At 66.4% G+C, this 25,879-nt stretch carries 27 protein-coding genes and 1 riboswitch; of the genes, 10 read left to right on the top strand and 17 right to left on the bottom strand.

Going from position 1 to position 25,879, the window contains the following annotated elements:
- Nucleotides 1-10: 10 nt before the first annotated feature.
- From cobF to cbiE, 6 genes are read right to left on the bottom strand one after another with little or no spacing between them, the layout of a single operon-like run.
- A complete protein-coding gene (cobF, locus tag H8A95_RS15030; RefSeq protein WP_229183841.1) occupies nucleotides 11-757 on the bottom strand; it encodes a precorrin-6A synthase (deacetylating) in 747 nt (248 codons plus the stop codon).
- A 7-nt stretch (nucleotides 758-764) separates the two neighbouring features.
- Nucleotides 765-1,493: a uroporphyrinogen-III C-methyltransferase gene (gene cobA, locus H8A95_RS15025; protein ID WP_229183840.1), complete on the bottom strand. Its 729-nt coding sequence runs from the start codon at nucleotides 1,491-1,493 to the stop codon at nucleotides 765-767.
- Nucleotides 1,490-2,800, bottom strand: a complete 1,311-nt coding sequence (locus tag H8A95_RS15020) for a cobyrinic acid a,c-diamide synthase CobB (protein ID WP_229183839.1) — start codon at nucleotides 2,798-2,800, stop codon at nucleotides 1,490-1,492. The genes cobA and H8A95_RS15020 overlap by 4 nt, the downstream gene beginning before the upstream one ends.
- Nucleotides 2,797-3,594: a precorrin-4 C(11)-methyltransferase gene (cobM, locus tag H8A95_RS15015; protein WP_229183838.1), complete on the bottom strand. Its 798-nt coding sequence runs from the start codon at nucleotides 3,592-3,594 to the stop codon at nucleotides 2,797-2,799. Before cobM ends, H8A95_RS15020 begins: the two co-directional genes overlap by 4 nt.
- Entirely contained in the window at nucleotides 3,591-3,959 is a 369-nt protein-coding gene (locus tag H8A95_RS15010; protein WP_229183837.1) for a cobalamin biosynthesis protein, read from the bottom strand. The genes cobM and H8A95_RS15010 overlap by 4 nt, the downstream gene beginning before the upstream one ends.
- On the bottom strand, nucleotides 3,956-5,137 hold the full coding sequence (gene cbiE / locus H8A95_RS15005; RefSeq protein WP_229183836.1) for a precorrin-6y C5,15-methyltransferase (decarboxylating) subunit CbiE: 1,182 nt from the start codon (nucleotides 5,135-5,137) through the stop codon (nucleotides 3,956-3,958). The genes H8A95_RS15010 and cbiE overlap by 4 nt, the downstream gene beginning before the upstream one ends.
- Here cbiE and H8A95_RS15000 point away from each other — a divergent pair.
- Nucleotides 5,136-5,885 carry a cobalt-precorrin-6A reductase gene (locus H8A95_RS15000; RefSeq protein WP_229183835.1) on the top strand — a complete coding sequence of 250 codons (750 nt, stop codon included), beginning with the start codon at nucleotides 5,136-5,138 and terminating at the stop codon, nucleotides 5,883-5,885. The two genes, cbiE and H8A95_RS15000, sit on opposite strands and share 2 nt — an antisense overlap.
- On the opposite strand, the gene cobJ is transcribed toward H8A95_RS15000, so the two are convergent.
- From cobJ to H8A95_RS14965, 7 genes are read right to left on the bottom strand one after another with little or no spacing between them, the layout of a single operon-like run.
- A complete protein-coding gene (gene cobJ / locus H8A95_RS14995; protein WP_229183834.1) occupies nucleotides 5,861-6,595 on the bottom strand; it encodes a precorrin-3B C(17)-methyltransferase in 735 nt (244 codons plus the stop codon). The genes H8A95_RS15000 and cobJ overlap by 25 nt on opposite strands.
- Nucleotides 6,592-7,323 (bottom strand): precorrin-2 C(20)-methyltransferase, encoded by a 732-nt coding sequence (locus tag H8A95_RS14990; RefSeq protein WP_229183833.1) that lies wholly within the window; start codon nucleotides 7,321-7,323, stop codon nucleotides 6,592-6,594. Before H8A95_RS14990 ends, cobJ begins: the two co-directional genes overlap by 4 nt.
- A gap of 2 nt (nucleotides 7,324-7,325) precedes the next feature.
- Entirely contained in the window at nucleotides 7,326-7,955 is a 630-nt protein-coding gene (locus H8A95_RS14985) for a precorrin-8X methylmutase (RefSeq protein WP_229183832.1), read from the bottom strand.
- On the bottom strand, nucleotides 7,955-9,115 hold the full coding sequence (gene cobG / locus H8A95_RS14980) for a precorrin-3B synthase (RefSeq protein WP_229183831.1): 1,161 nt from the start codon (nucleotides 9,113-9,115) through the stop codon (nucleotides 7,955-7,957). The genes H8A95_RS14985 and cobG overlap by 1 nt, the downstream gene beginning before the upstream one ends.
- Entirely contained in the window at nucleotides 9,112-12,360 is a 3,249-nt protein-coding gene (gene cobN / locus H8A95_RS14975) for a cobaltochelatase subunit CobN (protein WP_229183830.1), read from the bottom strand. The genes cobG and cobN overlap by 4 nt, the downstream gene beginning before the upstream one ends.
- Nucleotides 12,360-13,394 (bottom strand): cobalamin biosynthesis protein CobW, encoded by a 1,035-nt coding sequence (cobW, locus tag H8A95_RS14970; RefSeq protein WP_229183829.1) that lies wholly within the window; start codon nucleotides 13,392-13,394, stop codon nucleotides 12,360-12,362. Before cobW ends, cobN begins: the two co-directional genes overlap by 1 nt.
- On the bottom strand, nucleotides 13,391-13,765 hold the full coding sequence (locus H8A95_RS14965; protein ID WP_229183828.1) for a DUF1636 family protein: 375 nt from the start codon (nucleotides 13,763-13,765) through the stop codon (nucleotides 13,391-13,393). The genes cobW and H8A95_RS14965 overlap by 4 nt, the downstream gene beginning before the upstream one ends.
- A 93-nt stretch (nucleotides 13,766-13,858) precedes the next feature.
- Nucleotides 13,859-14,069, bottom strand: a riboswitch (cobalamin riboswitch).
- 36 nt (nucleotides 14,070-14,105) lie between these two features.
- Here H8A95_RS14965 and cobO point away from each other — a divergent pair.
- Together cobO and H8A95_RS14955 are read left to right on the top strand one after the other, a co-directional pair.
- The gene (gene cobO / locus H8A95_RS14960; protein ID WP_229183827.1) at nucleotides 14,106-14,759 is read left to right on the top strand and encodes a cob(I)yrinic acid a,c-diamide adenosyltransferase; all 654 of its coding nucleotides are present in this window, start codon (nucleotides 14,106-14,108) and stop codon (nucleotides 14,757-14,759) included.
- Between the two features lie 11 nt (nucleotides 14,760-14,770).
- The gene (locus tag H8A95_RS14955; protein WP_229183826.1) at nucleotides 14,771-16,219 is read left to right on the top strand and encodes a cobyric acid synthase; all 1,449 of its coding nucleotides are present in this window, start codon (nucleotides 14,771-14,773) and stop codon (nucleotides 16,217-16,219) included.
- Nucleotides 16,220-16,273: 54 nt separating this feature from the next.
- On the opposite strand, the gene cobD is transcribed toward H8A95_RS14955, so the two are convergent.
- Entirely contained in the window at nucleotides 16,274-17,239 is a 966-nt protein-coding gene (cobD, locus tag H8A95_RS14950; RefSeq protein WP_229183825.1) for a threonine-phosphate decarboxylase CobD, read from the bottom strand.
- A gap of 11 nt (nucleotides 17,240-17,250) precedes the next feature.
- Nucleotides 17,251-18,192 (bottom strand): adenosylcobinamide-phosphate synthase CbiB, encoded by a 942-nt coding sequence (cbiB, locus tag H8A95_RS14945; protein ID WP_229183824.1) that lies wholly within the window; start codon nucleotides 18,190-18,192, stop codon nucleotides 17,251-17,253.
- A gap of 126 nt (nucleotides 18,193-18,318) precedes the next feature.
- On the opposite strand from cbiB, the gene cobU reads away from it, so the two are divergent.
- From cobU to H8A95_RS14915, 6 genes are all read left to right on the top strand, one after another.
- Nucleotides 18,319-18,822, top strand: coding sequence for a bifunctional adenosylcobinamide kinase/adenosylcobinamide-phosphate guanylyltransferase (gene cobU / locus H8A95_RS14940; RefSeq protein ID WP_229183823.1), 504 nt, complete (start codon nucleotides 18,319-18,321; stop codon nucleotides 18,820-18,822).
- 46 nt (nucleotides 18,823-18,868) lie between these two features.
- The gene (gene bluB / locus H8A95_RS14935) at nucleotides 18,869-19,501 is read left to right on the top strand and encodes a 5,6-dimethylbenzimidazole synthase (RefSeq protein ID WP_229183859.1); all 633 of its coding nucleotides are present in this window, start codon (nucleotides 18,869-18,871) and stop codon (nucleotides 19,499-19,501) included.
- On the top strand, nucleotides 19,479-19,823 hold the full coding sequence (locus tag H8A95_RS14930) for a hypothetical protein (protein ID WP_229183822.1): 345 nt from the start codon (nucleotides 19,479-19,481) through the stop codon (nucleotides 19,821-19,823). Before bluB ends, H8A95_RS14930 begins: the two co-directional genes overlap by 23 nt.
- Nucleotides 19,820-20,011, top strand: a complete 192-nt coding sequence (locus H8A95_RS14925) for a CbtB domain-containing protein (protein ID WP_229183821.1) — start codon at nucleotides 19,820-19,822, stop codon at nucleotides 20,009-20,011. Before H8A95_RS14930 ends, H8A95_RS14925 begins: the two co-directional genes overlap by 4 nt.
- Nucleotides 20,012-20,021: 10 nt before the next feature.
- The gene (locus tag H8A95_RS14920; protein ID WP_229183820.1) at nucleotides 20,022-20,759 is read left to right on the top strand and encodes a CbtA family protein; all 738 of its coding nucleotides are present in this window, start codon (nucleotides 20,022-20,024) and stop codon (nucleotides 20,757-20,759) included.
- Nucleotides 20,760-20,821: 62 nt separating this feature from the next.
- Nucleotides 20,822-21,937, top strand: a complete 1,116-nt coding sequence (locus H8A95_RS14915; RefSeq protein ID WP_338027852.1) for a LacI family DNA-binding transcriptional regulator — start codon at nucleotides 20,822-20,824, stop codon at nucleotides 21,935-21,937.
- Nucleotides 21,938-21,948: 11 nt separating this feature from the next.
- Here the strand turns inward: H8A95_RS14915 and H8A95_RS14910 are convergent, their stop codons facing one another.
- Nucleotides 21,949-22,359 carry a (R)-mandelonitrile lyase gene (locus H8A95_RS14910; protein ID WP_229183818.1) on the bottom strand — a complete coding sequence of 137 codons (411 nt, stop codon included), beginning with the start codon at nucleotides 22,357-22,359 and terminating at the stop codon, nucleotides 21,949-21,951.
- Between the two features lie 159 nt (nucleotides 22,360-22,518).
- Entirely contained in the window at nucleotides 22,519-24,150 is a 1,632-nt protein-coding gene (locus H8A95_RS14905; RefSeq protein WP_229183817.1) for a flavin-containing monooxygenase, read from the bottom strand.
- A gap of 182 nt (nucleotides 24,151-24,332) precedes the next feature.
- Between H8A95_RS14905 and H8A95_RS14900 the strand changes: the two genes are divergently transcribed.
- Entirely contained in the window at nucleotides 24,333-25,559 is a 1,227-nt protein-coding gene (locus H8A95_RS14900) for an ABC transporter substrate-binding protein (protein ID WP_229183816.1), read from the top strand.
- Nucleotides 25,560-25,879: the final 320 nt, after the last annotated feature.

Raw genomic sequence — 25,879 nt, 5'->3', positions numbered from 1 at the left:
CGATCCGCGATCACGCTCGCTTCAGGACATAGCAATCCATGATCCAGCCGTGCTGCGTGCGCGCCTCCTGCCGCGCGGCGACGATTCGCGGACCTGTCTCCGCAAGATTCCCCGCCATGATGATCTGATCGGGCATGCCGAGATAGGCGCCCCACCATATTTTCAGGCCCTCAGGATCCAGCGTCTGGAATGCCGCACCGCCGTCGAGCATCACGACGATGGTGTCGACCCCGGACGGCCAGCCGCCCTCGCGCAGCCGCCGGCCGGTCGTGACCAGGAACGGCTCGCCGATCTCGTTGAGCGGCAGCGCATGCGCCGCGCACAGCGCCTGGATCGAGGTGACGCCCGGGATCATTTCGATCGACGGCCGCGGGTCGAGCCGCTGTGCAATCCGCAGGCTGGAGTCGTAGAGCGAGGGATCGCCCCAGATCAGCAGCGCGACGCGCCCCTCGCCGCCGAGATGACGGGTGATTTCCTGCGACCAGATTGCGGCGATCGCATCATGCCAATCGTCGACGCCCTTGCGGTAGTCCTCCTCACCGGCGTCGCGCACGGGCAGGTCGAACTCGGCAATGCGCGTGCGGTCGTTGCTCAGCGCTTGCGCGCAAATCGCTCGCCGCAATTCGGCGAGGTCCGACTTCGCGGTGCCCTTGCGCGGGATCAGGATCAGATCGGCGTCATTGATCGCCGCGATCGCAGCAAGGGTGAGCTGCCGGGGATCACCACAACCGATACCGATCAGGGAAAGCGTCAACATCGCCGCATCACCTTTGATCCGGCGCCAGCGCACCGAACAGAATAATGGCAGCCGCCGTCGCAGCGCCGGCATGCGTGAGCTGTTCGGCCAGCTCCGCAATCGTGGTGCGGACAAGCCGTTCGTCGACATGGCCGAGGGACTCCGCCAGCAGTGCCGGCGTCTCGGGAGCGAGGCCATTCGCGATCAGCCTTGCGGCCAGCGCCGGAAACGTCCGCCGCCCCATATAGACGACCGTGGTCGCTTCCGGATCGGCCAGCGCCGCCCAATTCAGGTCCGCGGGCAACCCGCCGGTGACATCGGCGCCGGTCACGAACTGGACCCGGCGCGACGTCAGCCGTCGCGTCAGCGGAATGCCGGCCTGCGCGGCGGCAACGGAAGCCGAGGTCACGCCAGGAATGATCTCGTAGCCGATGCCGGCCGCGCGCAGTGCCTCGATCTCCTCCTCGAGCCGTCCGAAAATGCCGGCATCGCCGGATTTCAGCCGCACCACCCGCACGCCGGTCGCCGCATAGTCGACCAGCAGCCGGCTGACATGATGCTGTCGGGCCGACAGCCGGCCAGCGCGCTTGCCGACCGCGACAAGGTTGGCGCCGGCGTGCGCGAGATCGAGGATCGCGCCCGAGGCAAGATCGTCATAGAGCACCACGTCGGCCTCGCGCAGCCGAGCGGCTCCCTTCATGGTCAGGAGCTCGGGATCGCCGGGACCGGCCGAGACGAAGGAGACTATTCCGCTCACCGGTCCCCCGCAATCAGATGGAAGAATGTACCCGTTGCATTGCCACGCCGCGATCCGGTCTCCGCAACGATCGCGCCGGTCGCATCGCGCACTACAGCCAGCGGCGTGTCCGGCTGCGCGACGATCGTCGAATAGTGAAATTCGTGACCGCGCAGCCGTGCCCCGAAACCGTGTCCGGGCATCGGTGCCGCAAGCTCGGCGAGCCGGTAGCCCAAATGCATCCGGCGCTTGGCGTAGCTCGTCTCGAGGCCGAGCAATCCTGCCATCGCATGGCGCACACCGTCTGCATCGGTGAGCGCTGAGCCCAACACCATGTAGCCCCCGCACTCGCCATGTACCGGCTTCGTCTCGGCAAAGGCACGCAGCCCTCCGAGGAATCGCCTGTTGGCGGCAAGCCGGCCGGCATGCAGTTCGGGATAGCCACCGGGCAGCCAGCACACATCGGCGTCCGCATCGGGGCCCTCGTCGGCGAGGGGCGAGAACGTCACGATGTCAGCGCCGGCGGCGCGCCAGGCTTCCAGCATGTGCGGGTAAACGAAGGAGAATGCGGCGTCGCGCGCCAGTGCAATGCGCTGGCCGGGCGGTGTGATGTCCAAGCTGAGCGCGGCCGATTGCGGCGACCAGACCCGCGCCGATCGCATCACAGCGTCCAGATCGACATGCTCGACGACGAAGCGTGCGGCTTCGTCGATCAGACCGTCGATCTGAGCCTGCTCTTCGGCCTGCACCAGGCCGAGATGGCGCTTCGGAAGTGCGATCTCGGCGTGCCGGGGCAGCGCGCCCAGCACCGGAATGCCCGCGCCTTCCATGGCACTGCGCACCAAGGCTTCATGCCGCGCACTGGCGACACGGTTGAGAACAACGCCTGCCAGCCGCACGCCGGCGCGGAAATCGCGCAGTCCCGCGGCGATCGCCGCCGCCGTCTGTGCTTGGCCGGAGGGGTCGATCACCAGCAGCACCGGCCATCCCATCATCTCGGCAATGTCGGCGGTGGCGCCGGTGCCGGAGACGCCTGGCGCGGCGACACCGTCGAACAATCCCATCGAGCCCTCGGCCAGCACGAGATCCGCATCCGCGCCGCGGCTTGCCAGATGTGCGATCGCTTCGCGCGCCATCGCCCAGCTATCGATATTGACGGAGGCGCGACCCGTTGCGACCGCATGAAAGGCGGGATCGATGTAATCAGGCCCGCTCTTGAGGCATTGCACCTTCAGCCCGCGGTTGCGATAGGCGCGCGCCAGCGCCAGCGTCAGCGTCGTCTTGCCGACGCCGGATGCTGGTGCCGAGATCACAAGCCCCGCGGTCATTGCGATGATCCCGGCGATGGTTCCGGAAAGCGCGGCTCCGCCCCCACCGGCCGGTAGCGGCGGTCATAGTCGGCCGCATAGAGACGGCTTTCGGCGAATTCACCGGCGCCGAGCGTCTTGCCGACCAGGATCAGCGCAGTGCGTTCGAGCTCGGGTCCAATGGCGGCATCGAGCGTCGCAAGCGTGGCGCGCACGATGCGCTGGTCCGGCCAGCTCGCGCGCCAGACGATCGCGACCGGACAGTTTACGCCATAATGCGGCGTCAACTCGGCGATGACCTTGTCGAGCAGATGGATCGAGAGATGGATCGCGAGCACCGCGCCGGTCGCGGCAAACGCGGCGAGCGTCTCGCCATCGGGCATCGCGCTCGCCCTGCCCGGCGTGCGTGTCAGCACCACCGATTGCGCAAGGCCGGGCAGCGTCAGCTCGGACTCCAGCGCCGCCGCAGCCGCCGAGAAGGCCGGCACGCCAGGCGTCACCGAATACGGAATATTCAACGCGCGCAACCGGCGCAGCTGTTCGCCCATCGCCGACCAGATCGAGAGGTCGCCCGAATGCAGCCGCGCGACATCCTTGCCCTCGGCATGCGCCGCGGCGATCTCGGCGATGATCTCGTCGAGCGAGAGCGGCGCCGTGTTGACGATGCGCGCATCCTTCGGGCAATGCGCCAGAACGCCTGACGGCACCAGCGACCCCGCATAGAGACAAACCGGGCAAGAGGCGATCAGATCGCGGCCGCGCAGGGTCAGGAGGTCGGCGGCGCCGGGCCCTGCGCCGATGAAATGCACCGTCATTCGCCATCTCCTTCCGCGATCGCCGCGGTGGCCATCCGATCCTGCGACGTCGCCCTGACCGAGATCAGGCGCGCACCGCGCCCTGCTGCCGCGACTGCGGCGGCTTCAGCGACGGAGCCCGTTCCGAACCTGGCCTTGATAAGCTCGGATTGCGTCGCGGTCTTTATCTCAGCCAACGTCGCGACGGGGATGCCGCGGATCGGCAACCCCAATTCCCGTGCCAGCACTTTCAACGCTACCGCATCGGCCTTGTCACTCACCGTTGCAACCGCCGCAAGCCCTTCGGAGCCGCCGGCGGCGTCGAGTGCTTCGCGCAAGGATGCGACGCTGGCTTTGCCCCGGAATCCCAAGCCCGCGACCTTCATCTGATGGCGCTCCATTGCACGACCGGCCGCGCGGCCTTCCAGGAGCGATACCGGCCCAGTGGCTCGGCCTGCGCAATCTCGAGGCGCATCAGTTCGCCGCCATGGCGCTGGTGCAGATCGGAAAGCAGCGCCTCGGTTTCGAGCGTCACCGCATGCGCAACCAGCCGCGTTCCCGGCGCGATGCGCGGCCAGATCGCATCGAACATATCAGCATCGAGGCCGCCACCGATGAACAAGGCATCCGGCGCCGCGAGGTCCGATAAGGCCCCGGGCGCCTCGCCTTCGATGATGGTCATCCGATGCGTCACGCCGAAGCTCGCAGCATTGCTGCGAATATTGGCGGCGCGTTCGGCGCGTGCCTCGACCGCGATCGCCGTCCCGCCGCAGAGCACCCATTCGATCGAGATCGAGCCCGAGCCCGAGCCGACATCCCACAGCCGCTCGCCGGGCCGTGGCGCAAGCGCCGACAGCGCAAGTGCGCGGACCGGGCGCTTGGTCAGTTGCCCGTCATGCACGAAGAGCGCGTCCGGGAGACCCGTGCTGCGCGCGATCCCCCGCGCTCCCCGCGCCTCCAACGCCACCGCGACCAAGCTGCCGTGGGAATCGCCTGCATAATTGTCGGCGCGATGCTGCGTAATGGATTCACGCGGTCCGCCGAGCGCCGAAAGCGTCCACATCGCTGACGCCCCCCAGCCACGCTCAGTGAGCCAGCGCGAGAGATCGGACGCCGCCTTGCCGTCGCGAACCAGGCAGATGATCCGTGCATCGCGCACGAGGTGCGGTAACAGCCGCTCGAACGGTGCAGCATGAAGGCCGAGACAGATGACATTCTCGAGCCGCCAGCCCAATCGCGCCGCAGCCAGCGAGAACGTCGATGGCGCGGAGTACGCGATCCACTCGCCCGCCTGCAACTTTTCGACGAGACTTCCGCCGGCGCCGTGCCAGAACGGATCGCCCGAGGCGAGCACCACCGTCGGACGACCGCGGCATTCAAGCACGATCTCCGCATCGAACGGCACCGGCCAGGCACGGCCTCGCCCGGTAATGCCGGCCAGCGCGAGATGCCGCTCGCCACCGAAAACCACCTCCGCCTCACCAAGCGCCTTTCGGCTTGCATCGGATAGCCCGGCAAGGCCATCTTCGCCGATACCGATGATGGTCAACCAGGGATTACCCATGACGCGCGCCCTGATCCTGGGCGGAACGGCCGACGCCAATTTGCTTGCCGATGCGATCGCCCGCGCCGGCATCGACGCGGTCTATTCCTATGGCGGCCGCACCGCGGCTCCTGCCGAACAGCCTCTGCCGACCCGGATCGGCGGCTTCGGCGGCGTCAGCGGGCTTGCCGCCTATCTGCGCAGTGAAGCCATCACGCATGTGATCGACGCGACGCACCCCTTCGCGGCAGAGATGAGCCGGAACGCGATCACCGCCTGCGCGCAAACCGCAACGCCATTGCTCGCGCTCGAGCGCGCGCCTTGGGACAAGATTTCCGGCGATCGCTGGATCGAGGTCGCGGACGTCGTAGCCGCGGTCGCGGCCTTGCCGGACAGCCGCGCCAGCGTATTCCTCGCGATTGGCCGCCAGCACATCGCGCCCTTCGGTGTTCGGCCGCAGCATGCCTATACGCTGCGTTTCGTCGACCCGCCCGAGCAAGCGCTGCCTTTGCCCGGTGCCAACGTCATTGCCTCGCGCGGTCCATTCACGCTCGAGGGCGAGCTCGAGATGATGCGCGCGCGTCGCATCGCGTGGATCGTCGCCCGCAACTCCGGCGGAACCGGCGCGCGCGCCAAGATCGATGCCGCCCGCGCGCTCGGCCTTCCCGTCATCATGATCACGCGGCCGCATCTGCCCGACAGGCCGCGGGTGGAAAGCGTGAGCAAGGTGATGGAGTGGCTCGGTCATCGGACCTGCCTCGGCGCATAAACCCAGCGGCCGACCCGCCGCGTCGCCGAATTGCAGACGATCACGAGCGTTCGCATGTCGGCCATGTCAGGCCGCGCGTCGCGCAGTTCGACCGTCTCGATCCGTTGCTCGGGCGCGCTGACGGCGCGTGCGAAGATCACGATGCGCTCGCCGCAGCCCGCCTCTTTCAAAATTTCCAGCGTCCGCGCGAACCCTTCCGGCCGGCTGGCCGAGCGCGGATTGTACATCGCGATCGCGAAATCGGCCTCGGCGGCGAGCCGCAGCCGCTTCTCGATCAGCGGCCATGGCTTGAGATTGTCGGAAAGGTTGATCGCGCAAAAATCATGGCCGAGCGGCGCGCCGGCGCTCGCCGCCGCCGCCAGCATCGCCGTCACGCCGGGCAGAACCCGAATAGAGAGGTCTTGCCATTGCGGCGCGTCCTCCAACGCTTCGAACACGGCGGATGCCATCGCAAACACCCCGGGATCGCCCGAGGACACCACGACGACATGCCGCCCCTCGGCCGCCAGCCGCAGCGCCTCGCCGGCGCGCTGCAATTCCACGCGGTTGTCCGAGGGATGCAGCGTGAGCCCGTCGCGCGGCTGCACACGGGTCACATAGGGCGCATAGCCGACGATGTCAGTCGCCGTTGCGAGTGCAGCGGAGACCTCCGGCGTGATCAGCGCCTCGTCGCCCGGCCCCAGTCCCGCGATGGTCAGCGTGCCGGTCATGGCGTCGCCTCCCTGCGCCGCCCCAACCCATGCACCAGCACGATCGCAAAATACGGACAATCGGCCTCGCCGATCTCAGCGAGCCGGGCGACGCGCTGATCCGGCATGGTGCCGCGCTCGACCAGCCACGCATCGTCGAGACGGCCGGCGGAGGCGAGCGCGCGGCGGATCTTCGGAAGGTTGCGGCCGGTCTTCATCACGACGAGCGCGTCGGAGCTGCGCATCCGCTGCGCGAGCTCAGCCTCCGGCAGCGTGCCCATCAGCACGGTGGTCACGTCGTCAGCAAGCGCGATCGGCTGGCCGACCGCATTCCAGCAGCCGACCATGCCGGGAATGCCGGCAATCACCTCGATCTCGACGCGTCCCTGCAGGCGCGCATGCAGATGCATGAACGAGCCATAGAAATAGGGATCGCCCTCGCAGAGCACGACGACATCGACCTCGCGCGCGAGCCGCACCAGGCGCTCGGCCCATGCGTCATAGAAATCGGCGAGCAGCCGCGTGTAGTCCGGGCTGTCGAAAGCGATCTCCGTGGTGACGGGATATTCCATCGGATATTCGTTGACGCCGGCGGCGAGCATGCCGTCCACGATCCGCCGCGCCTGGCCGAGCTGCCCCTTCTTGCGAAAGTATGCGACGTGCTTCGCGGCGCGCACCATGCGGTCGGCGCGCACGCTCATCAGGTCCGGATCGCCAGGGCCAAGCCCGCAGCAGATGATGCGTCCCATCGCTATTCGCTCCGGCTTGCCAGCGCGTTGACGGCGGCAACCGTGATCGCCGAACCGCCGAGCCGGCCCTCAACCGTCAGCGCCGGCACGGGTGGCTCAGCCATCAATGCCGCCTTGGATTCGGCCGCGCCGACAAAACCGACCGGACAGCCGATGATCGCCGCCGGCCGCGGACAATCGGGATTCTCGAGCATGTTGAGCAGATGGAACAGCGCCGTCGGCGCATTACCGATCGCGACGATGGCGCCGGCCAAGTGCGGCCGCCACAGTTCGAGCGCTGCCGCCGAACGCGTGTTGTGCATCGATTGCGCAAGTTCGGGAACCTTGACATCACCGAGCGTGCAGATGACGGCGTTGCCGGCCGGCAGCCGTGCGCGCGTGATACCCTCCGACACCATGCGTGCGTCGCAGAGGATCGGCGCGCCCTCCTGCAAGGCCGCGCGTGCGCGCGCGGCCATGCCGGGCGTGAAACGGACATGCGCTTCCAGGCCCACCATCCCCGCGGCATGAATCATGCGCACAACCACCGGCTCCTCGTCGGGCGTGAAACGGGCAAGGTCGGCCTCCGACCGGATGGTGGCAAAGGACTGGCGATAGATCGCCGCACCATCAGTCTCATAGACGTGCGGCATCAATGGCCTCCCATTAGCACGGAGGGATTTGCGATAAGGTCCGAACGGGTCAGCCCTCGCACGACCGGCGCATCCCGCGTCGTGCCGCGACGGATCAGGTCAAAGCCCTCGCCTGACGCAACCAGGGTGACGTCAGCCGAACCGGAATGGGCACAGCCCTTGGCGCAGCCGGACACATGAAGCCGGGCATCAGCCGGGACAAACGATGCAAGCGCCGATGCCAATGCGCGCGTATCGGCATGCGCCTCACGACAGCGCGGCGCGCCGCTGCAAGCGATCACGCGGAGCGCCGGATCGTCGGCATCGGTGATGAGGCCCACGCCACGGGGCATCTCATGCATCCCCTCAACCAGCACCATCCGCCACGGCGTCACGCGGAGAGCCTGCCCGCACCCGGCGAGTTGGCTGAGCACCTGGTGCGTCATGTGCCCAAAGGCCACGCCGACCATCGCACCAGTCGGATAGAGGCCGGGCAAAGGGTCCGCCGATGGAGCCGCGGGCTCGGCGTCGCCGCGAAGCAATTCGGGAAGGCTCGCTCCATCAGCCAGATGTGCCGCCATCCGTCGCTTCTCACCCCTGGCTCCGCCGGAGGCGACGAACCATTCAGCCAGCGCGAGCGCGACCTGCACGGCCTCGCTCCGCGCGACGGAAAGCCCGAATTGTGCGCCATCCGGACGCACCAGCGGTCCTCCGTTACGATCGCGCTCGATCCTGATATCCGCCGACGCGCCAGCCAGGACGCGCTCGCTGCCGTCATCGATTGCGAAACCGAACTTGGTCGGAAGGTCGAGTGAGACACCTGCGAGCGCCCCCTCAAGCTCGGCCGTCAGCGAATGCGTATCGTCATCGACAGTCCAGAACGGCGTCACCAGAATGTTGCGCTGCGCCTCGGTATCCGAATCTGCGTCCAGCAAGCCGAGCTCGGCGAGCCCGTCGATCAGGGCCGGATAACCTTCGCTGACGCCGCGGATCTGGAGATTGGCGCGGCTGGTCAGATCGATCAGGCCGTTGCCGTATCGTGCAGCGAGGTCGGCGATCCCCGCTGCCTGCCTCGCCTCCAGCCGTCCGCCGCGCGGGCGGATGCGCACCACGAGGCCGTCGCCTGATTGCATCGGCCGCAGCGCGCCGGGACACCAGCCCTTGATCGCGATCGCGCTCATGAGGCCTCCTGCAGCGCGGCCGCAATCGAATTGCGCCGCGTCTGCCAGAGCGACGCGTCATGCAGCCGGGTGAAGCAGGCTTCGATCGCAGCCAGCGCCGCCGGATTCTCGCGCGCCATGAAGGCACGGACGTCGTCATTGCCGAGCGTCGCGTCGTAATAGAGGTCGAACAGATGCGGCGGCACCGCACCGGCGAGATGCGCGAACGCCGCCATGTGCTCCAGCGTCGCCGATATCTCGGCGGCGCCACGGAAGCCGTGCCGCATCATGCCCGCGATCCAGGCAGGATTGGCGGCGCGCGCCCGCACCACCCGCGAGATTTCCTCGGTCAACGAGCGGGCCTGCGGCTGATCCGGCCGTGTCGCATCGAGGTGATAGAGCGACGGGGCTTTTGCGCCGAGCCGCCGGGCCGCCGCGGCGATGCCGGCCTCATGCGCGGCATAGTCCGCCGCCAGCAGCAGATCAGTCTCCGGCAAGTCCTGGGTATGAACAAAACTGTCGGCAGCAGCGAGCCTTGCCTCGATGCCGGCGCGATCGAATCGGATCTCGCCGTCGGATGCGAGCGCCCAGGACGATGCCGACAGCCAGGCTTCGCCGGCCGCGTCGCGCGCCTCTTCTGTGAAGACGTCCGGGACAGACGCGATGCCGGCACCATAGTGCCCCGGACGAGGCCCAAACACACGCGAGATTCGCTGCCGGTAGGGATTCTCGTCCGCCTCATCACTGCGTTCGGACAGCGCCTCCGTCGCAGCTTCGAACAACTGGGCAAGACCGGTAAAGACGTCGCGGAACAGCCCCGACACGCGCAGCGTCACGTCGATGCGCGGCCGGCCGAGTTCCGCTGGCGCGATGATGTCGTAGCCCGACACCCGGCCCGACCCATGATCCCAGCGCGGCGCGATGCCGGCGAGATGCAAGGCCATCGCAAAATCCTCGCCGGCGGTCCGCATCGTCGACGATCCCCAGAGATCGACGACGAGCCCTTTCGGCCAGTCGCCGTGATCCTGCAAATGACGGCGCAGCAGCTCCTCGGCGAGCTTCACGCCTTGCGCATGCGCTGACGGCGTCGGCACCGCGCGCGGATCGACCGCAAACAGATTGCGTCCGGTCGGCAGCACGTCGCTGCGTCCGCGATAGGGCGAGCCCGACGGCCCCGGCGCAACACGCCGGCCGGCGAGTGCATCAAGCAGCGCGGCCTTCTCCGCCTCACCGCAAGCGCCCTGCCCGAACACATGCAGGCCGTCGCCGAACTGGCTTTCCTTGAGATCGCAGACGAAGCGATCGATCTGCGGAATGGCCTCGGCCGCCGAGACCGATGCGGCGAGACCGAGATCGTCCTCCAACCCGGCGATGCGCGCTTCTTCGCGGATCGCAGCAATCAGGCGCTGCCGCCGCGCTGGATCAAGACCGTCGGCGGTGGAGTACTCATCAAGCAAGCGCTCGAGACGACGCAAGCCCTCCGGCACCGCCGCCTGTGCCAGCGGCGGCGGCAGATGGCCGATCGTCACGGCACCGATCCGGCGCTTGGCCTGCGCCGCCTCGCCGGGGTCGTTGACGATGAAGGGATAGACAACGGGCAGATCGCCGATCAGTGCCTCGGGCCAACACGCCGATGACAGCGCAACCGACTTGCCGGGCAGCCATTCCAGCGTTCCATGCGCGCCCATGTGGACGACGGCATCGATGCCCCGCTGCCTGAGCCATAGATAGAACGCGACATAGGCATGGCGCGGCGTGCGCGAGAGATCGTGATAATCCGCATCGCGGTGACCGGCCTCGCCGCGCTCCGGCTGGACCGCGATGATCGATTGTCCGCACCGGATCGCGGCGAAATGAAATGCGCCGTCACGCCAGTCAGGATCATCCTCCGGCGCCCCCCATGAGCGCGCAAGCTCGTCCTGCAGCTGCTGCGGCAGGCCAGAGATCGCCGTGCGATAGTCGGCCAAGCTCCACGTCAACGTCCGGCGCAAGAGCACATCACCCAGCGACCTCACCGGCTCGAGATCAAAACCCGCAGTGGCGAGATCGGCCAGCAACGCCTCGACCGAAGCAAGCGCATCAAGGCCGACGGCATGCGCGATCTGATGTGGACGGCCCGGATAGTTCGAGAGCACGAGCCCAAGCTGTTTCTGGTGCGCGGGCTTGCCGGCAAGCCGATGCCAGGCCGTCACGCGCCCAACGACCGCCGCAACGCGCTCCGCATCCGGCCGATGCGCGAGATGCGCGAACTGCAGGTCGGGATCGCGCTCGCCCGGCGACTTGAAGCTTACGACGCCCGCGAACAGGCGGCCGTCGACCTCCGGCAGCACGACGTGCATCGCAAGATCGCCGGGTGAAAGACCGCGCAGTGACCCGGCCCAATCCTCGCGCTGCGCCGTCGACAAGGCGACCTGGAACACCGGGCACGATGCGGCATCGAACGGCGTCGTGCCATCGTCACCCACCCCTGAGAACGCAGTCACATTGACGATTGCAGCCGGAGCGCGTTGCGCGAACTGGTCGCGCAGCCAATCGGCAACGCCCGCCGCCTTCAGCGAAGTAACGAAGACGCCGTGGGCATCGAAACCCTTTTCGCGCAATGCATCGATCAATGCATCGACCGGCGCCGTGTCGCCGGCCGCCAGATAGGAACGGTAGAACGTCACGAGCACCCGCGGCCGGCCGTCCGGTGCGGGCATCGCCGTGACGGCACCGCGCCGCGAATCGTAGACGCCGATCTCGGGAAGATCGATCTCGCCGACGACGGGCCCGGCATAGAGTCCGGACGCCAGCGCCAGTTGCGCGATCACGGCCTGCGCGGCAACGGGCCCGCCCTTGTCGCACAGAACTTTCAGGCGACGCAGCGTCGAGACCGGCAAGGTCGAAAATTCATCCAGCCGCAGATCATCGCGGCCATCCGCCGGCAGCACGACCAGCGCGATGCCGCGCTCCTTCGCCAGCCGATGCACCGCGGCCAGCCCGTATGACCAATAGGGTTCGCCGCCGATCAGCCGAACCAGGATGCCGCGCGCGTGCGACAGCGTCCGCTCGATATAGGTATCGACCGACAGCGGATGGCGCAGTTCCGCGAGATTGGCGAGCCGCAGCGACGGCAACGCGGCGCGGCCGCGCCGCCAGCCGGCCGCGAACGCCGCGAGATCGCTGTCGGAGAACGACAACACCACGAGATCGGCCGGATCCTGGCCGAGGTCCCTGGGTGTCGCGGTCTCTTCAAGGCCGCGGCTCTCGCGGAATACGACGTGCATCAGACACCAAGCCGTGCCTTGATTGCGGCTTCATCGATATCGCCGTGTTCGCCGATCACGACGAGCTTCGACTGCCGCGGGCGACCGCCCCAGGGCATGTCGAACTGATGCCGCACCCGATCGCCGACGGATTGCACCAGCAACCGCATCGGCTTGCCTTCGACCGCGATGTAGCCCTTGGCGCGCAGCACGTTCTGCTCGCGCGCAAGTCCCTTGATCGAGGCGACCAGCGCATCGATATCAGCGATCTCCGGAAGATCGATCACCACGGAATTGAAGTCGTTGTGCTCGTGCTCGTCCTCACCGTCATGGTGCGACGGCCGCGACGCGAGGTCATCTTCCGCCGCCGCTTCAAGGCCGAGGATCACGCGGGCGTCGATGGCGCCGTCGACGACGGGCAGCATCGGCACCTCGCGCGGCATCTCGGCCGCGATCGCCGCCTTGGCCGCTTTGATCCCCTCGGCTCCGGCGAGATCGGCCTTGGTCAGCAGCACGATATCGGCGCAGGCGATCTGGTCCTCGAACACTTCCGACAGCGGCGTCTCGTGGTCGAGATTGTCGTCCGCGGCGCGTTGCGCATCGACCGCGGCCGGATCCGGCGCGAAGCGCCCGGCGGCAACCGCCTCCGCATCGGCCAGCGCGATCACGCCGTCGACCGTGATCCGCGAGCGGATCTCCGGCCAGTCGAACGCTTTCAGCAAGGGCTTCGGCAAAGCGAGACCGGATGTCTCGATCACGATGTGATCGGGCCGCACGGGGCGCGCCAGCAGTTGCTCCATTGCAGGGATGAAATCGTCGGCGACGGTGCAGCAGATGCAGCCGTTGGCGAGCTCAACGATGTTCTCGGTCGGGCAATTGGCATCGGCGCACGACTTCAGGATGTCGCCGTCGACACCCTCGCTGCCGAATTCGTTCACTAGCACCGCGAGCTTCTTGCCGTTGGCGTTGCGGATCAGATGCTGGATCAGCGTCGTCTTGCCGGACCCGAGAAAGCCGGTCACGACGGTGACAGGAATCTTGGCGAGCGTGGTCATTCGGCGGCCTCCGGCACGACGGGAAGAGGTGGAATTCGGGCAAGCGACTGCTTGCGGAAGATTTCAGGACGGCTGCGCCACGGCACGATGCCGTCCGGCGCCGCCGCATAGGCAGACGCGCCGGCGATCACATCCCTGGCATTGTCTGCCGACAGGCGACCATAGACATAGGACCACCGCCCCGGCGCGCTGAGTGCGACCGAGCAGCCCTGGCTGCAAGCCGACAGGCACTCGACGGGAACCAGATTGACGTCGTCGGGCACGCCGGCCTCAACGAGCGCGGCATGCAGGCGCGCACCGGGCGCGGTCTCACCTTCGGCCAGCGTCTGGCCGGCACGGCAGGTGATGCAGACATGAAGTGTAACGCTCATCGCCCTTCCTGGATTAACAACGGGAAGCGATGAGGCACACGAACCTGACGTGGACAGGCCCGTTCCCCGTCGCGGAACACCCCGTCCGCCGGTCTCAACTTTGCTGCGTTGGCAGGTCTCCCGGCTTGCGGAGCAGGATTTCTCCCTTGATGCCCACCTTCCCGACTCCTCGCGGAATCAGTGGCTTGGACATCTCTCCGGTCACGGTCGCGGGGGCGGCTGCACTTCAGGCTCCATTTGCGGAGCCCTATCGCATTCCCTCTTCGCCTGTCGTAGGACAGGAACCAACGCGGGCCCACCATTCGTCCAAGCCTCGCACTTGTCAAGCCGAAGGAACGTGATGATTTCAGATGGAAACGACGCTGAGGGCGGGACCGTCGGCACCGATTCTTCGCTGGATGCGCGCCATGCCGACAAGATGGCGAAAAAGAAGGCCGCCCGCGACAAGATCATGGCGACCAAGAGCGGTGAAAAGGGCCTGATCATCGTTCATACCGGCGCCGGCAAGGGAAAATCGTCCTCCGCCTTCGGCATGATCGTGCGCTGCGTGGCGCACGGCTTTCCCTGCGCCGTCGTGCAGTTCATCAAGGGTGCCTGGGATACCGGCGAGCGCCGCCTGCTCACCGGCCATTTCGGCGACCTCTGTCAATTCCACGCGATGGGTGAAGGTTTTACCTGGGAGACGCAGGACCGCGCCCGCGACATCGCAGCCGCCCAGGCTGGCTGGGAAAAGGCCAAGCAGCTGATCGCAGACCCGAGCTTGCGCATGGTGGTGCTCGACGAGATCAACATCGCGCTGCGCTACGATTATCTGGCGATCGCCGACGTGGTTGACTTCCTGACGACGTCGAAGCCGCCGATGACGCATGTCGTGCTCACCGGGCGCAACGCCAAGGAGGAATTGATCGAGATCGCCGATCTCGTCACCGAGATGACGCTGGTGAAGCATCCGTTCCGGTCCGGCATCAAGGCGCAGCCGGGCGTCGAGTTCTGACAGGCCGCACCATGGCGCGCGCATTGATGATCCAGGGAGCCGGTTCGGACGTGGGCAAGTCGCTCATCGTCGCGGGCCTCGCACGCGCCGCCAGACGACGCGGCCTGCGCGTGCTGCCGTTCAAGCCGCAGAACATGTCGAACAACGCTGCCGTCACCGTCGATGGCGGCGAGATCGGACGCGCGCAGGCCTTGCAGGCGCTCGCCGCCGGCGTCGAACCGCACACCGACATGAACCCGGTGTTGCTGAAGCCGGAGACCGACGTCGGCGCCCAGATCATCGTGCACGGCAAGCGGATCGCGACCGCCCGCGCGCGCGAATATGCCGGCATGAAGCCATCGCTGATGGGCGCAGTGCTGGAGAGTTTTGGGCGTCTGAAGGGCCGCGCCGATCTGGTGCTGGTCGAAGGCGCCGGCAGCCCGGCCGAAGTGAACCTGCGCAAGTCCGATATCGCCAATATGGGCTTTGCACGCCGGGCCGACGTGCCCGTGGTGCTGGTCGGCGACATCGACCGCGGCGGCGTGATCGCGCAGCTCGTCGGCATCCAGGCGGTGATCGACCCCGAGGATGCCGCGATGATCCAGGGTTTTGTCATCAACAAATTCCGCGGCGATCCCTCGCTGTTCGACGACGGCTACCGTCTGATCGAAGCCCGCACCGGCTGGCGCGGCTTTGGCGTGCTGCCCTGGTTCGCACGCGCCGGTGAGCTTCCTGCCGAAGACGCACTCGGGCTCGGCGAGGCGCGCAAGCCCGGCCAGTGCAAGATCGCGTTTCTCGCGCTGTCGCGGATCGCCAATTTCGACGATCTCGATCCGCTGAAGCTCGAACCCGGCGTCGATCTCGTGATGGTCCGTCCGGGTGAAGCCATCCCCGGCGATGCGAGGCTCGTCATCCTGCCCGGCTCGAAATCGACTCGCGGCGACCTCGCCTTCCTGCGCGCGCAGGGCTGGGACATCGATTTGCTGGCGCATCATCGCCGTGGCGGCCATGTGCTGGGCCTCTGCGGCGGATACCAGATGCTCGGACACACCGTCGCCGACCCCGATGGGATCGAGGGTCGCGCCGGCGAAACGCCCGGCCTCGGGCTGCTCGATGTCACGACCGTCATGACCGAACAGAAGACGCTGACCCGCGTCAATGCGCTGCATGCCGCGACCGGTCAACCGATCAGTGCCTATGAGATCCATATCGGGCGCACCGACGGGGCGGATCGCGCCCGGCCTTTTGCAACGCTTGACGGCGCGGCAGAGGGCGCGGTTTCCAGTGATCGGCGCGTACACGGCAGCTATCTGCACGGCCTGTTCACTTCGGACGAATTTCGCAAGGCGTTCCTTGCGCAGCTCGACATCCCCGCGGCGGATCAGCCATACGGCGCGAGGGTCGAGGGTGCACTCGACGCGCTGGCCGAGCACATCGAGACCCATCTCGATGTCGAAGGCCTGCTCGCGCTGGCGCGCTAAAGCGTTTTCGAGCGAAGTGGACACCGCTTCGCGTGAAGAAAACGCGTCAAAAAATCAAACCGACAGCACGGCAGAAAGGCGCGACCATTCGGTCTCGCTGCCCGGCAGACCGAGGCGCAACCAGCCCGGCTTTTGCTGGAAGACACGCGACCATATCTGCGCACGGGCAAGCTTCTCCTGCGCGGCCAGCGCATCGCCGACATCGTAGAGGCGGAACAGCGGCGTGCCACCGACCAGCGTCCACCCCTGCACGCGCGCCTCGGCATCGAGCCTGACGCAGTCGTCCTCCAAACGTGAAGCCGTCGCCTTTGCCCAGTCGTGATCGAGCATAGCGCGCCGCCCGATCGCTATTGCGGCACCGGAAACCGGCCATGGTCCAGTCATCGCGGCAAGCGCGACGATATCCGGTTCGCAACCGAGGGCGAAGCCGAGCCGCAAGCCGGCCAAGCCATAGAATTTCCCGAATGAACGCAGGATCAGCAGACCCGGCCGTCCTGCTTCCGATGCCAGCGAGATGTCGGGTACAGCGTCCGCAAAGCTCTCGTCAATGACGAGCCGGCCGACGCGCGGCAACAATGCAAGCAGTTCGTTCCGATCGTGGCGTCTTCCATCCGGATTGTTTGGATTGACGACGACGGCAATGTCCGCACCGGCAAGCGCTGCGAGATCGGACACCTCACTGACGTCCCAGCCGGCAACCGATAACACCGCGGCGTACTCATTGTAGGTCGGCGCCAGGATGCACGCCTGTCCCCAAGGCGCGAGACGCGGCAGCAACTGAATGGCGGCCTGTGCACCGCCCATCGCCACGATCGGCGCGTCGGTCGCGTAAGCCTGCCGCGCGGCGGCGTGAAGGGACTCGATCTCGGATCGCGACGGCAACGCGTTCCATTGCCGCGGCTCGACATCGACCAGGGGATAAGGCACCCGATTGATCCCGGTCGACAGGTCGATCCAGTCTTCCCCAGCTCCACCGAAGCGTTGCTGGGCGACGTCGAGATTTCCGCCGTGCTCTCGCATGCGTCGGTCTCTTACAGCAACGCCAGGGCGACGAACACCCCGGCCAACAGCATCATGGCGCGACGATAGAGCGTCAATCCGGCGAGGATGTCGGCTGCCGCCGGATCGCGCGCGCCCTCATTCAGCCACGGCTCATCCGCGACGTGCCCGTGATAGATGCGGGGCCCGCTGAGCCGCACATCGAGCGCGCCGGCCATCGCGGCTTCCGGCCACCCGGCATTCGGCGAGCGATGGCGGTGCGCGTCACGCAGCATGCATGACCACGCCCGCGAACGGTTTGGGGCAAGCAGCACGAATAAGAGCCCGGTCAGCCGCGCCGGAGCGAGATTGGCGAGATCGTCGATCCACGCCGCGGCCCAGCCAAAGGCTTCATGCCGCTCGGTGCGATGCCCGATCATGGAGTCCAGCGTGTTGATCGCCTTGTAGCCGAGGATTCCCGGCAAGCCGAACAGCGCGCCCCAGAACACCGGCGCCACGATGCCGTCGGAGGCATTCTCGGCGAGGCTCTCGATGGTCGCGCGCGCAATGCCGGCATCGTCGAGCGTTGCCGGATCGCGTCCGACGATCTGCGCGACCGCCGAACGTGCCGCCGTGATGTCGCCGGAGACAAGTGGATTCGCCACCGCAGCGACATGGTCGTGCAGCGAGCGCAAGGCCACCAGCGGCCACGCCAGAACACCCACTAGAATAGCGCGCACCCATCCGGAGGCGAGCACGGACTGGACCGCCCAACCGATCGCCGTCGCCAGCGCGATCACCAGGATCGCGGCCACAACGCCGGCGGCGCGCCGAAGCACAGGCGCATCAGCGTCCCGGTTCCAGGCGCCATCGACAAGATTGATGAGCCGGCCGAGCCAGGTCACGGGATGGCCGATGCGTGCAAACAACGCAGGCGGCCAGCCGATCAGGGCATCCAAAGCCATCGCCACCGCCATTGCTCCCGCAAAAAACACGCACCCTCTCCTTGCCGCGATCCCCCTGATGCGCAAGACATCGGCCGAGTGCAAGCCCTCCGTGGCGGATTTCGGCTTTGTGTTTCACTGCGATTGGTGGTTAGAGCGGACGTAACAGGAGATTGCATGGCCGTCATTCTGATCACGGGTGGAGCCCGGTCCGGGAAAAGCCGGCGTGCCGAACTTCGTGCGCGCAGCTTTCCCGGGCAGCCGGTCTATATCGCCACCGCCGAGGCACTCGATGCGGAAATGGACGAGCGGATCGCAAAACATCGCGCGCGGCGCGGCAGCGACTGGATCGAGCGCGAGGTGCCGCTCGATCTGGTGGAGGCGCTCTCCGAGACCGACGGTGGCGGCGCAAGGCTGGTCGATTGCCTGACGCTGTGGCTGTCCAATTTGCTGCATGCCGAGCGCGACTGGTCGCAGGAAGTCGCGCGGCTGGCGGATGCCTTGCCGCGCCAGCGCAGCCCGGTCATTCTTGTCACCAATGAGGTCGGCCTCGGCATCGTGCCCGACAATGCCCTGGCGCGGACCTTCCGCGATGCCGCCGGCCTGATGAACCAGCGCATCGCCGGCGCGGCGGATGAGGTCGAGTTCGTCGTTGCAGGCCTGCCCATGAAGCTCAAGTAATGAAGCTTAGATGATGTCTGCGATCGATCCTGCCAAAGACCCCGCGATGGTCTCATTCGACGATACGTTTCGTCGGCAACTGCACGAGTTGTTCGTGTGGCGGCGCGATGTGCGCCGCTTCCGAACCGATCCCTTGCCTGACGGGTCGATCGAGCGGCTGATCGAGATCGCCTGCCTGTCGCCTTCGGTCGGGTTGAGCCAGCCCTGGCGGTTCGTCATTGTCGACGATGCGGCGCGGCGCCGCTCCGTGATCGACGACTTCAAGACCTGCAACGCCGATGCGCTGCGATCCTACTCAGGCGAACGCGCCGCAAAATATGCGGCATTGAAGCTGTCGGGTCTTGAAGAGGCGCCAGGCCATCTCGCCGTGTTCGCCGAGAAGACCGACCACATCGGCTCCGGCCTCGGCCGCGCGACGATGCCGGAGACCTCTGAATATTCCGTGGTGGCCGCGATCTGCTCGATGTGGCTCGCCGCGCGCGCCGAAGGCATCGGGCTCGGCTGGGTATCGATCCTCAATCCAGGCCGCATTCACGAGATCCTGGAGATACCAGACGCCTGGAAATTCATCGGCTACCTCTGCATCGGTTACCCCCAGACAGAATGCGACCGTCCGGAACTCGAGCAGGCCAAGTGGGAATCACGGCGAGGCCCAGGTGAATTCACCATCCGGCGCTGAAAGCGCGCGAGCGGTCAGCGCCGCCGCCAATAGCGATGTCCACTGGCGCGCCGACATCGCCTCCCTGGTGTTTGCCGTTCCAGAGCACAGCGCGATCTGCGCGGTGCATAGGGGCGCGTTTCGCACGCTGCTCGACGTGGACCCGACGCCTGAGGCGTGTATCGGCTATTTCGCGCGGTATGGAGAGACGTTCAGGGCGGCGGCACACGCCAAGATTTTACGCAAGCGCATACCTCTTGGAACAAATCTGCATCTTACCAGTCGCGACATCGCCCGAAAGCTGCTAGAAGCCGACCAAATCGAACGTGGAGAACGATCATGAGCCAGTCCCAGTCCGCGCAAGCCCAGCATCTGCCGGTCGCGACTCGACAGGTCGGACGGCTTGCCCAGTCGCTGATGGCAATGACGCTCGGCCTGTTCATCGTCGGCGTGGTCGGCTTCTCGCATATCGATGTGATCCACAACGCCGCGCACGACGTGCGCCACTCCAACGCATTCCCCTGCCACTGACCCCGTCGGCATGAGCACGTTTCGCTCGATCGTCTTCGCGTCGGTCATCGCCGGATTCATCGTTGGCCTGATCGTCACGGCGGTCCAGCAATTCGGCACCGTTCCCCTGATCCTCAGGGCCGAAGTTTATGAGAAGGCGGCCGAGCACAAGCACGAAGCCTCGGCGCCGCCGCAGGCGATCCTCGTGCACGATCATGCAGACAATGCTCATGGTGCGGAGGCCTGGGAGCCGAAGGACGGCTGGGAACGCAACCTCTATACGGCCGGCGCGAACATCCTGACCGGAATCGGCTTTGCGCTTCTGCTTTGCGGCTTCTTTTCGGTTCGCAGCGGTGCGACCGGCGAGGCGATCTCGTGGCACGAAGGCCTGATGTGGGGCCTCGCAGGTTTTGCCGTCTTTACCCTCGCGCCGGGCCTTGGGCTGCCGCCCGAATTACCCGGGGTCCCCGCCGCGCCGCTGCTCTCGCGCCAGATCTGGTGGACGACGGCGGTGCTGGCCACCTCAGCGGGCCTCGGGCTGATCGTTTTCCGGCGCTCGGCGCCCGCCGCGATCGCCGGCGTGGTCCTGATCATGCTGCCGCATTTGATCGGTGCGCCCGAGCTCGAGCATGTCGAGACCAACGTGCCGTCGTCCTTGTCGCATCAGTTCGTGGTCGCGGTCACGCTGACCAGCCTGGTGTTCTGGTCGCTGCTCGGCAGCCTGACCAGCGCCTCGTTCGCCTATTTCGACCGGCCCGCATCGGCGTAACCCCGCGACCTTAGCGACAGGAATCATTTGAGATTCGCGGCGGAGCCTGATTAGGTTCGGCGATGCCGTCCGGCGCGCCCGCAATCGGCGCGTGGCGGCGGCGATGCCGAACCGACAGGGCCCACCGACCCATGACCAAAGCGCGACGGACACGACCGACGATTCGTGACGTCGCGGCGGAGGCCGGCGTGTCGGTCTCAAGCGTCAGCCGCACGCTCAATGGCGGCATCTATACCAGCGCGGAACTGCATGCCCGCATCATGCGCGCGGTGAAGCGCCTCGGCTTCGAGCCCGACCAGGCAGCGCAGGCGCTGCGCTCGCGGGCATCGAACACGATCGGCTGCATGGTCGCCGATTTCTCCAATCCGCACTACACCGGCATGGTGAGCGCAGCCGAGGAGGAATTCCAGCGCGCCGGCTTCCTCCTGATGCTCGCCGCGACCAAGCACGAGGAGGCGCGCGAGGCGGCATTCCTGTCGGCGGTGCGCCGGCGCCAGATGGATGGGTTACTGTTGTTTGCCGGCGATAACTCCCACAAGGACTTCATGAAGGGATTGGCGACGCTCGATCTGCCCTGCGTCACCGTCGACCGCGAGGTGCCGGATAGCATCCAGGTTCGCGTCGATCACCGCGGCGGCGCGCTGGAGGCGACGCGATATCTGATCGGCCTCGGCCATCGCCGGATCGCGCTGCTCACCGGAAGCGCCGCGGTGCTACCGAGCTCGGAGCGGCTCGCGGGTTACCGGCAGGCACACCAGGAGGCGAAGCTCGAGGTCGATGCTAGCCTGATCCGTCCGCACATGCAGGGCGCCAGCACCGCCTTCAGCTCGGTGTGCCAGCTTTTGCAGTCCGCCAAGCCACCAACCGCGATCATCTCGCTCGGCACCAGCATGCTGGCCGAAGTGCTGGAGGCGATCACCAGCAACGGCCTGTGCTATCCGCAGGACGTCTCGATCGTGTGCAGCGGCGACACCGACCTCGCCCGCCACGCGACGCCCGCGATCTCGGCCTTGAGCTGGGACATGAACGAGGTCGGCCGCACCGCCGCGCGATTGTTACTGGAGCGGATCCGCGACAGCGACAGGCCCGGTAGCAGCGCCCCGGTGTTCCTGCCGACGCGCCTGATCCTGCGCCATTCCTGCGCCGCGCCCGCGACGCCCGCACGCGGACTGAAATAGCCTAGCACCGGTCAATCCGCCTGCGGCGCCGCTGCGTATTGCGCGTCGGAGACGTGCTCCATCCAGGTCGCATAGTCGCCGTCAAGCGTCTCGTGGATCGCAATGTGGCTCATGCCCGTGGTTGGTGCCGCGCCGTGCCAGTGCTTCTCGCCCGGCGGGATCCACACCACGTCGCCGGGTCGGATCACCCGGATCGGACCGTCCCAGCTTTGCACATAGCCGGCGCCGGCGGTCACGTAGAGCGTCTGACCGAGCGGATGCGTGTGCCAGGCCGTGCGTGCGCCCGGCTCGAAGGTGACGCGCGCGGCCTGCACCCGCGCCGGCGCGGATGCGTTGACAATCGAGTCAGCCCAAACGGTGCCGCTGAACCACTCGGCGTTACCGCGCCGGCTTGCGATCGATCCTGCACGCTTGATGTCCATCTTCTGTCCTCCGACTGTTCCAATCTGGAAACGGTTCCAGTTTATCGTCATTGCGAGCGAAGCGAAGCAATCCACGGCTACCGGTCGCGCGGAGCGATCGATTGCTTCGTCGCTATCGCCACTCTCAATGACCAAGGACGACTGTGCCCGCCCCTGGTGTCAGCGCAGCACAAAGCCTTCGTAATTGCGCTGCGCGATCTGCGCGATCCGGTGGCGATAGCCCTGGCCGACATAGGGCATGAACACGCGCGGCTTCCCCGCGATGTTGGCGCCCTGGTACCAGGAATTGGCCTTCGGATAGAGCGTGCGGCTGGCAGCATCCGCAACATGCGCCATCCAGGCGCGTTCGGCATCGCGCTCCGGCTCGATCCGCGTCAATCCCTTGGCGCGCATGCTGCCGAGACAAGCCGTGATCCACTCGACATGGTTCTCGCAGGCATGGATCACGTTGCCGATGACAGATGGACTACCCGGCCCGGTCACGACGAACAGGTTCGGGAAGCCCGACACCATCAGGCCGAGATAGGCACGGGGTCCCTCGGCCCAGGCCTCGTTCAAGGTCACACCACTGCGCCCACGGATGTTCATCGCGGCGAGCGCCCCGGTCATCGCGTCATAGCCGGTCGCCAGCACCAGCGCATCGAGCGCGAATGACCGCGCCGCGGTCTCGAGGCCGGTCTCGGTGACCGTCGTCAGCGGCTCCGCGCGGAGATCGACCAGTTCGACATGCGGCAGATTATAGGTCGCGAAATAGCCGGTATCGATGCAGATTCGTTTGACGCCGAGCGGATAATCCTTTGGTGACAGCGCCTCCGCCGTCGTCGCGTCGTCGACCATGCCGCGGATCTTGTCGCGCACGAAGTCGCAGGCGACGTCGTTGACGGCCTCATCGGTCAGGATGTTCGGGAATGCGGTCAGGATGCCGCCGCCGCCCTGCTCCCAGAGCTGTTCGTAACGTGCCCATTGCACATCCCGCTCGGGCACCGGTGCGTCGAACGCATTCGACGGCACCCGTCCGAACTCCGGCGTCTCGAGGCTCTCGCGATATTTCGCGATCATCGGCTCGGCGGCCGCGATATCGGCGTCGGACAGCGGCGCATTGCGTGCCGGCACCGAATAGTTCGGCGTGCGCTGGAAGACGGTCAGGCGGCTCGCCGACTTCGCGACCATCGGGATCGTCTGCACGCCCGACGAGCCGGTGCCGATCACCGCAACGCGCAAGCCCGAGAAGTCGATCTCCTGATGCGGCCACTGCCCGGTGTGATAGATCGGTCCGCGAAATCGCTCCACGCCGGGCAGTTTCGGCTTGTTGGGAACAGAGAGATTGCCGGTCGCCATCACGCAAGTCGATGCAACGATGCAATCGCCACGATCGGTGCGCACGGTCCAGCTCTCGCCGGCCTCGTCCCAATCGGCACTGATGACGCGCGTATCGAAGCGGATCAGGGAGCGCAGCTCGAACCGGTCGGCGACGTGCTGCGCATAGCGCAGGATTTCGGGCTGACCGGCGTATTTCTCGCTCCAGCGCCATTCCTGCCGCAGTTCCTCCGACCAGGTATAGGAATAAAGCAGGCTCGGTATGTCACAGCGCGCGCCGGGATAGCGATTCCAGTACCAGGTGCCGCCGACATCCGACGCGGCCTCGATGCCGATCACCTTCAGCCCAAGCTCGCGCAACCGATAGATCGCATACAGCCCGCCGAAGCCGGCACCGACCACGACGGCATCGCATTCGGCAACCAGCGGCGGCCTCGACCCATGGTCCGGGCTCGTCTGCTCCAGTCTGCTCATTTGTCACATCTCTCCGGCCACAGGAATATTGCCATCGGTGGGAACGCGCGCTAATCTGGAAACGTTTCCAGACTGGAAGCGCATACGATAATTGTCGCCGGGCGTCAACGCGCCGGCCCCCGACAAGGGGAGCTGCGCATACGTCACGAGGCGATCGGGAATCATCAGGGAGTGACCAAGGGATGTTGGACGGCTTTTGTCTTCGCGCGTGCGTAGCGCTCGCGGCAACGATCGGCGCGCTGTCGCCGGCTCTCGCGCAGAAGAGCTATGGCCCGGGGGTCTCGGATACCGAGATCAAGATCGGCAACATCATGCCCTATAGCGGCCCCGCTTCCGCCTACGGCGCGATCGGCCGCACCGAGGCGGCCTATTTCAAGATGATCAACGACCAGGGCGGCATCAACGGCCGCAAGATCAACTTCATCAGCTACGACGACGGCTTCTCGCCGCCGAAATCGGTCGAGCAGGCGCGCAAGCTGGTCGAAGGCGACGAGGTGCTGCTGGTGTTCCAGCCGCTCGGCACCGCGCCCAATGTCGCAATCCAGAAATATCTCAACGGCAAGAAGGTCCCTCACCTCTTCATCGCCTCGGGTGCGACGCGTTTTGGCGATCCCCAAAACTTTCCCTGGACGATGGGCTGGCAGCCGAATTACCAGAGCGAGGGGCGCATCTACGCCAGATACATCCTCGACAAATTCCCGAACGGCAAGATCGCGGTGCTATGGCAGAACGACGATGCCGGCAAGGACGCGCTCAAGGGGCTGCGTGACGGCCTCGGCGACAGAGCGAGCAGCATGATCGTCGCCGACAAATCCTACGAACTGACCGATCCGACGCTGGATTCGCAGATCGTGGCGCTGCGCGCCTCGGGCGCCGACATCCTGTTCACCTGGGCGGCGCCGAAGGGCGCAGCGCAGACCATCAAGAAGGTCGCCGAGCTCGGCTGGAAGCCGACCTTCTTCCTGACCTCGACCGCGACCTCGGTCGCCTCAGTCATGCGCGCCGCGGGCGTCGAAAACTCGCAGGGCATCATCTCGGTCGCCTACCTCAAGGACCCGACCGACACGATCTGGAACGACGACGCCGAAACGAAGGAATGGCGCGCCTTCATGGACAAGTACATGCCCGACGGCGACAAGACCAACGGCAACCACGTCTATGGCTACGCCGCCGCGCAAACGCTGGCGCAGGCGCTCAAGCAGTGCGGCGACGATCTCACGCGCGAGAACGTCATGAAGCAGGCCGCCAGCCTGAAGGATTTTGCGCCGAAGATGATCCTGCCCGGAATCAGGATCAACACCGGCCCGAACGACTTCCGCCCGATCGAGCAGTCGCAACTGATGCGGTTCGAAGGCGAGAGCTGGAAGCTGTTCGGCAACATCATCACCGGCGAGGTCGGCAGCGAGTAGCACCTCCGCGCGTCATGCTTTGTTGTGGCCTACGGTCGCTCCGATTACACCTGTGGCCCTATCCCCGAGTTTTCTACCCTTTGCTCGGGGTCCATGGGTGCGATCGGCACCCGGCTTTCCCTGCGTCCTCTGCAAGAGAGGGCGGAACGAAATCCAAAAGCTCTGGCATCTCATGTCGCGAGAATGCGGAGCTGTGGTCCACCGCCCGCGCAACACATTCGATGTCGTCCCTGCGAAAGCAGGGACCCATAACCACAGAGGCAGATTGTAGCGCGACGGCGGAACGACGAATCCCGTTCACAGTCTCCGCCGCGGGGGTT

It is taken from the genome of Bradyrhizobium oropedii (assembly GCF_020889685.1).
Classification (GTDB): Bacteria; Pseudomonadota; Alphaproteobacteria; order Rhizobiales; family Xanthobacteraceae; genus Bradyrhizobium; species Bradyrhizobium oropedii.
This window is presented reverse-complemented; position numbering and strand designations above follow the sequence as displayed.

Coding starts and splice junctions, on each gene's coding strand:
- H8A95_RS14900 (WP_229183816.1), top strand. CDS start 24,333: ATGTTGGACGGCTTTTGTCTTCGCGCGTGCGTAGCGCTCGCGGCAACG.
- cbiE (WP_229183836.1), bottom strand. CDS start 5,137: ATGGGTAATCCCTGGTTGACCATCATCGGTATCGGCGAAGATGGCCTT.
- cobG (WP_229183831.1), bottom strand. CDS start 9,115: ATGAGCGCGATCGCGATCAAGGGCTGGTGTCCCGGCGCGCTGCGGCCG.
- cobO (WP_229183827.1), top strand. CDS start 14,106: ATGATTTCAGATGGAAACGACGCTGAGGGCGGGACCGTCGGCACCGAT.
- H8A95_RS14915 (WP_338027852.1), top strand. CDS start 20,822: ATGCCGTCCGGCGCGCCCGCAATCGGCGCGTGGCGGCGGCGATGCCGA.
- H8A95_RS14955 (WP_229183826.1), top strand. CDS start 14,771: ATGGCGCGCGCATTGATGATCCAGGGAGCCGGTTCGGACGTGGGCAAG.
- H8A95_RS15020 (WP_229183839.1), bottom strand. CDS start 2,800: ATGACCGCGGGGCTTGTGATCTCGGCACCAGCATCCGGCGTCGGCAAG.
- bluB (WP_229183859.1), top strand. CDS start 18,869: ATGGTCTCATTCGACGATACGTTTCGTCGGCAACTGCACGAGTTGTTC.
- cobW (WP_229183829.1), bottom strand. CDS start 13,394: ATGACCACGCTCGCCAAGATTCCTGTCACCGTCGTGACCGGCTTTCTC.
- H8A95_RS14990 (WP_229183833.1), bottom strand. CDS start 7,323: ATGGGACGCATCATCTGCTGCGGGCTTGGCCCTGGCGATCCGGACCTG.
- H8A95_RS14905 (WP_229183817.1), bottom strand. CDS start 24,150: ATGAGCAGACTGGAGCAGACGAGCCCGGACCATGGGTCGAGGCCGCCG.
- cobU (WP_229183823.1), top strand. CDS start 18,319: ATGGCCGTCATTCTGATCACGGGTGGAGCCCGGTCCGGGAAAAGCCGG.
- H8A95_RS15010 (WP_229183837.1), bottom strand. CDS start 3,959: ATGAAGGTCGCGGGCTTGGGATTCCGGGGCAAAGCCAGCGTCGCATCC.
- H8A95_RS14910 (WP_229183818.1), bottom strand. CDS start 22,359: ATGGACATCAAGCGTGCAGGATCGATCGCAAGCCGGCGCGGTAACGCC.
- H8A95_RS14985 (WP_229183832.1), bottom strand. CDS start 7,955: ATGCCGCACGTCTATGAGACTGATGGTGCGGCGATCTATCGCCAGTCC.
- cobM (WP_229183838.1), bottom strand. CDS start 3,594: ATGACGGTGCATTTCATCGGCGCAGGGCCCGGCGCCGCCGACCTCCTG.
- H8A95_RS14965 (WP_229183828.1), bottom strand. CDS start 13,765: ATGAGCGTTACACTTCATGTCTGCATCACCTGCCGTGCCGGCCAGACG.
- H8A95_RS15000 (WP_229183835.1), top strand. CDS start 5,136: ATGACGCGCGCCCTGATCCTGGGCGGAACGGCCGACGCCAATTTGCTT.
- cobN (WP_229183830.1), bottom strand. CDS start 12,360: ATGCACGTCGTATTCCGCGAGAGCCGCGGCCTTGAAGAGACCGCGACA.
- cobJ (WP_229183834.1), bottom strand. CDS start 6,595: ATGACCGGCACGCTGACCATCGCGGGACTGGGGCCGGGCGACGAGGCG.
- H8A95_RS14925 (WP_229183821.1), top strand. CDS start 19,820: ATGAGCCAGTCCCAGTCCGCGCAAGCCCAGCATCTGCCGGTCGCGACT.
- H8A95_RS14920 (WP_229183820.1), top strand. CDS start 20,022: ATGAGCACGTTTCGCTCGATCGTCTTCGCGTCGGTCATCGCCGGATTC.
- cobD (WP_229183825.1), bottom strand. CDS start 17,239: ATGCGAGAGCACGGCGGAAATCTCGACGTCGCCCAGCAACGCTTCGGT.
- cobF (WP_229183841.1), bottom strand. CDS start 757: ATGTTGACGCTTTCCCTGATCGGTATCGGTTGTGGTGATCCCCGGCAG.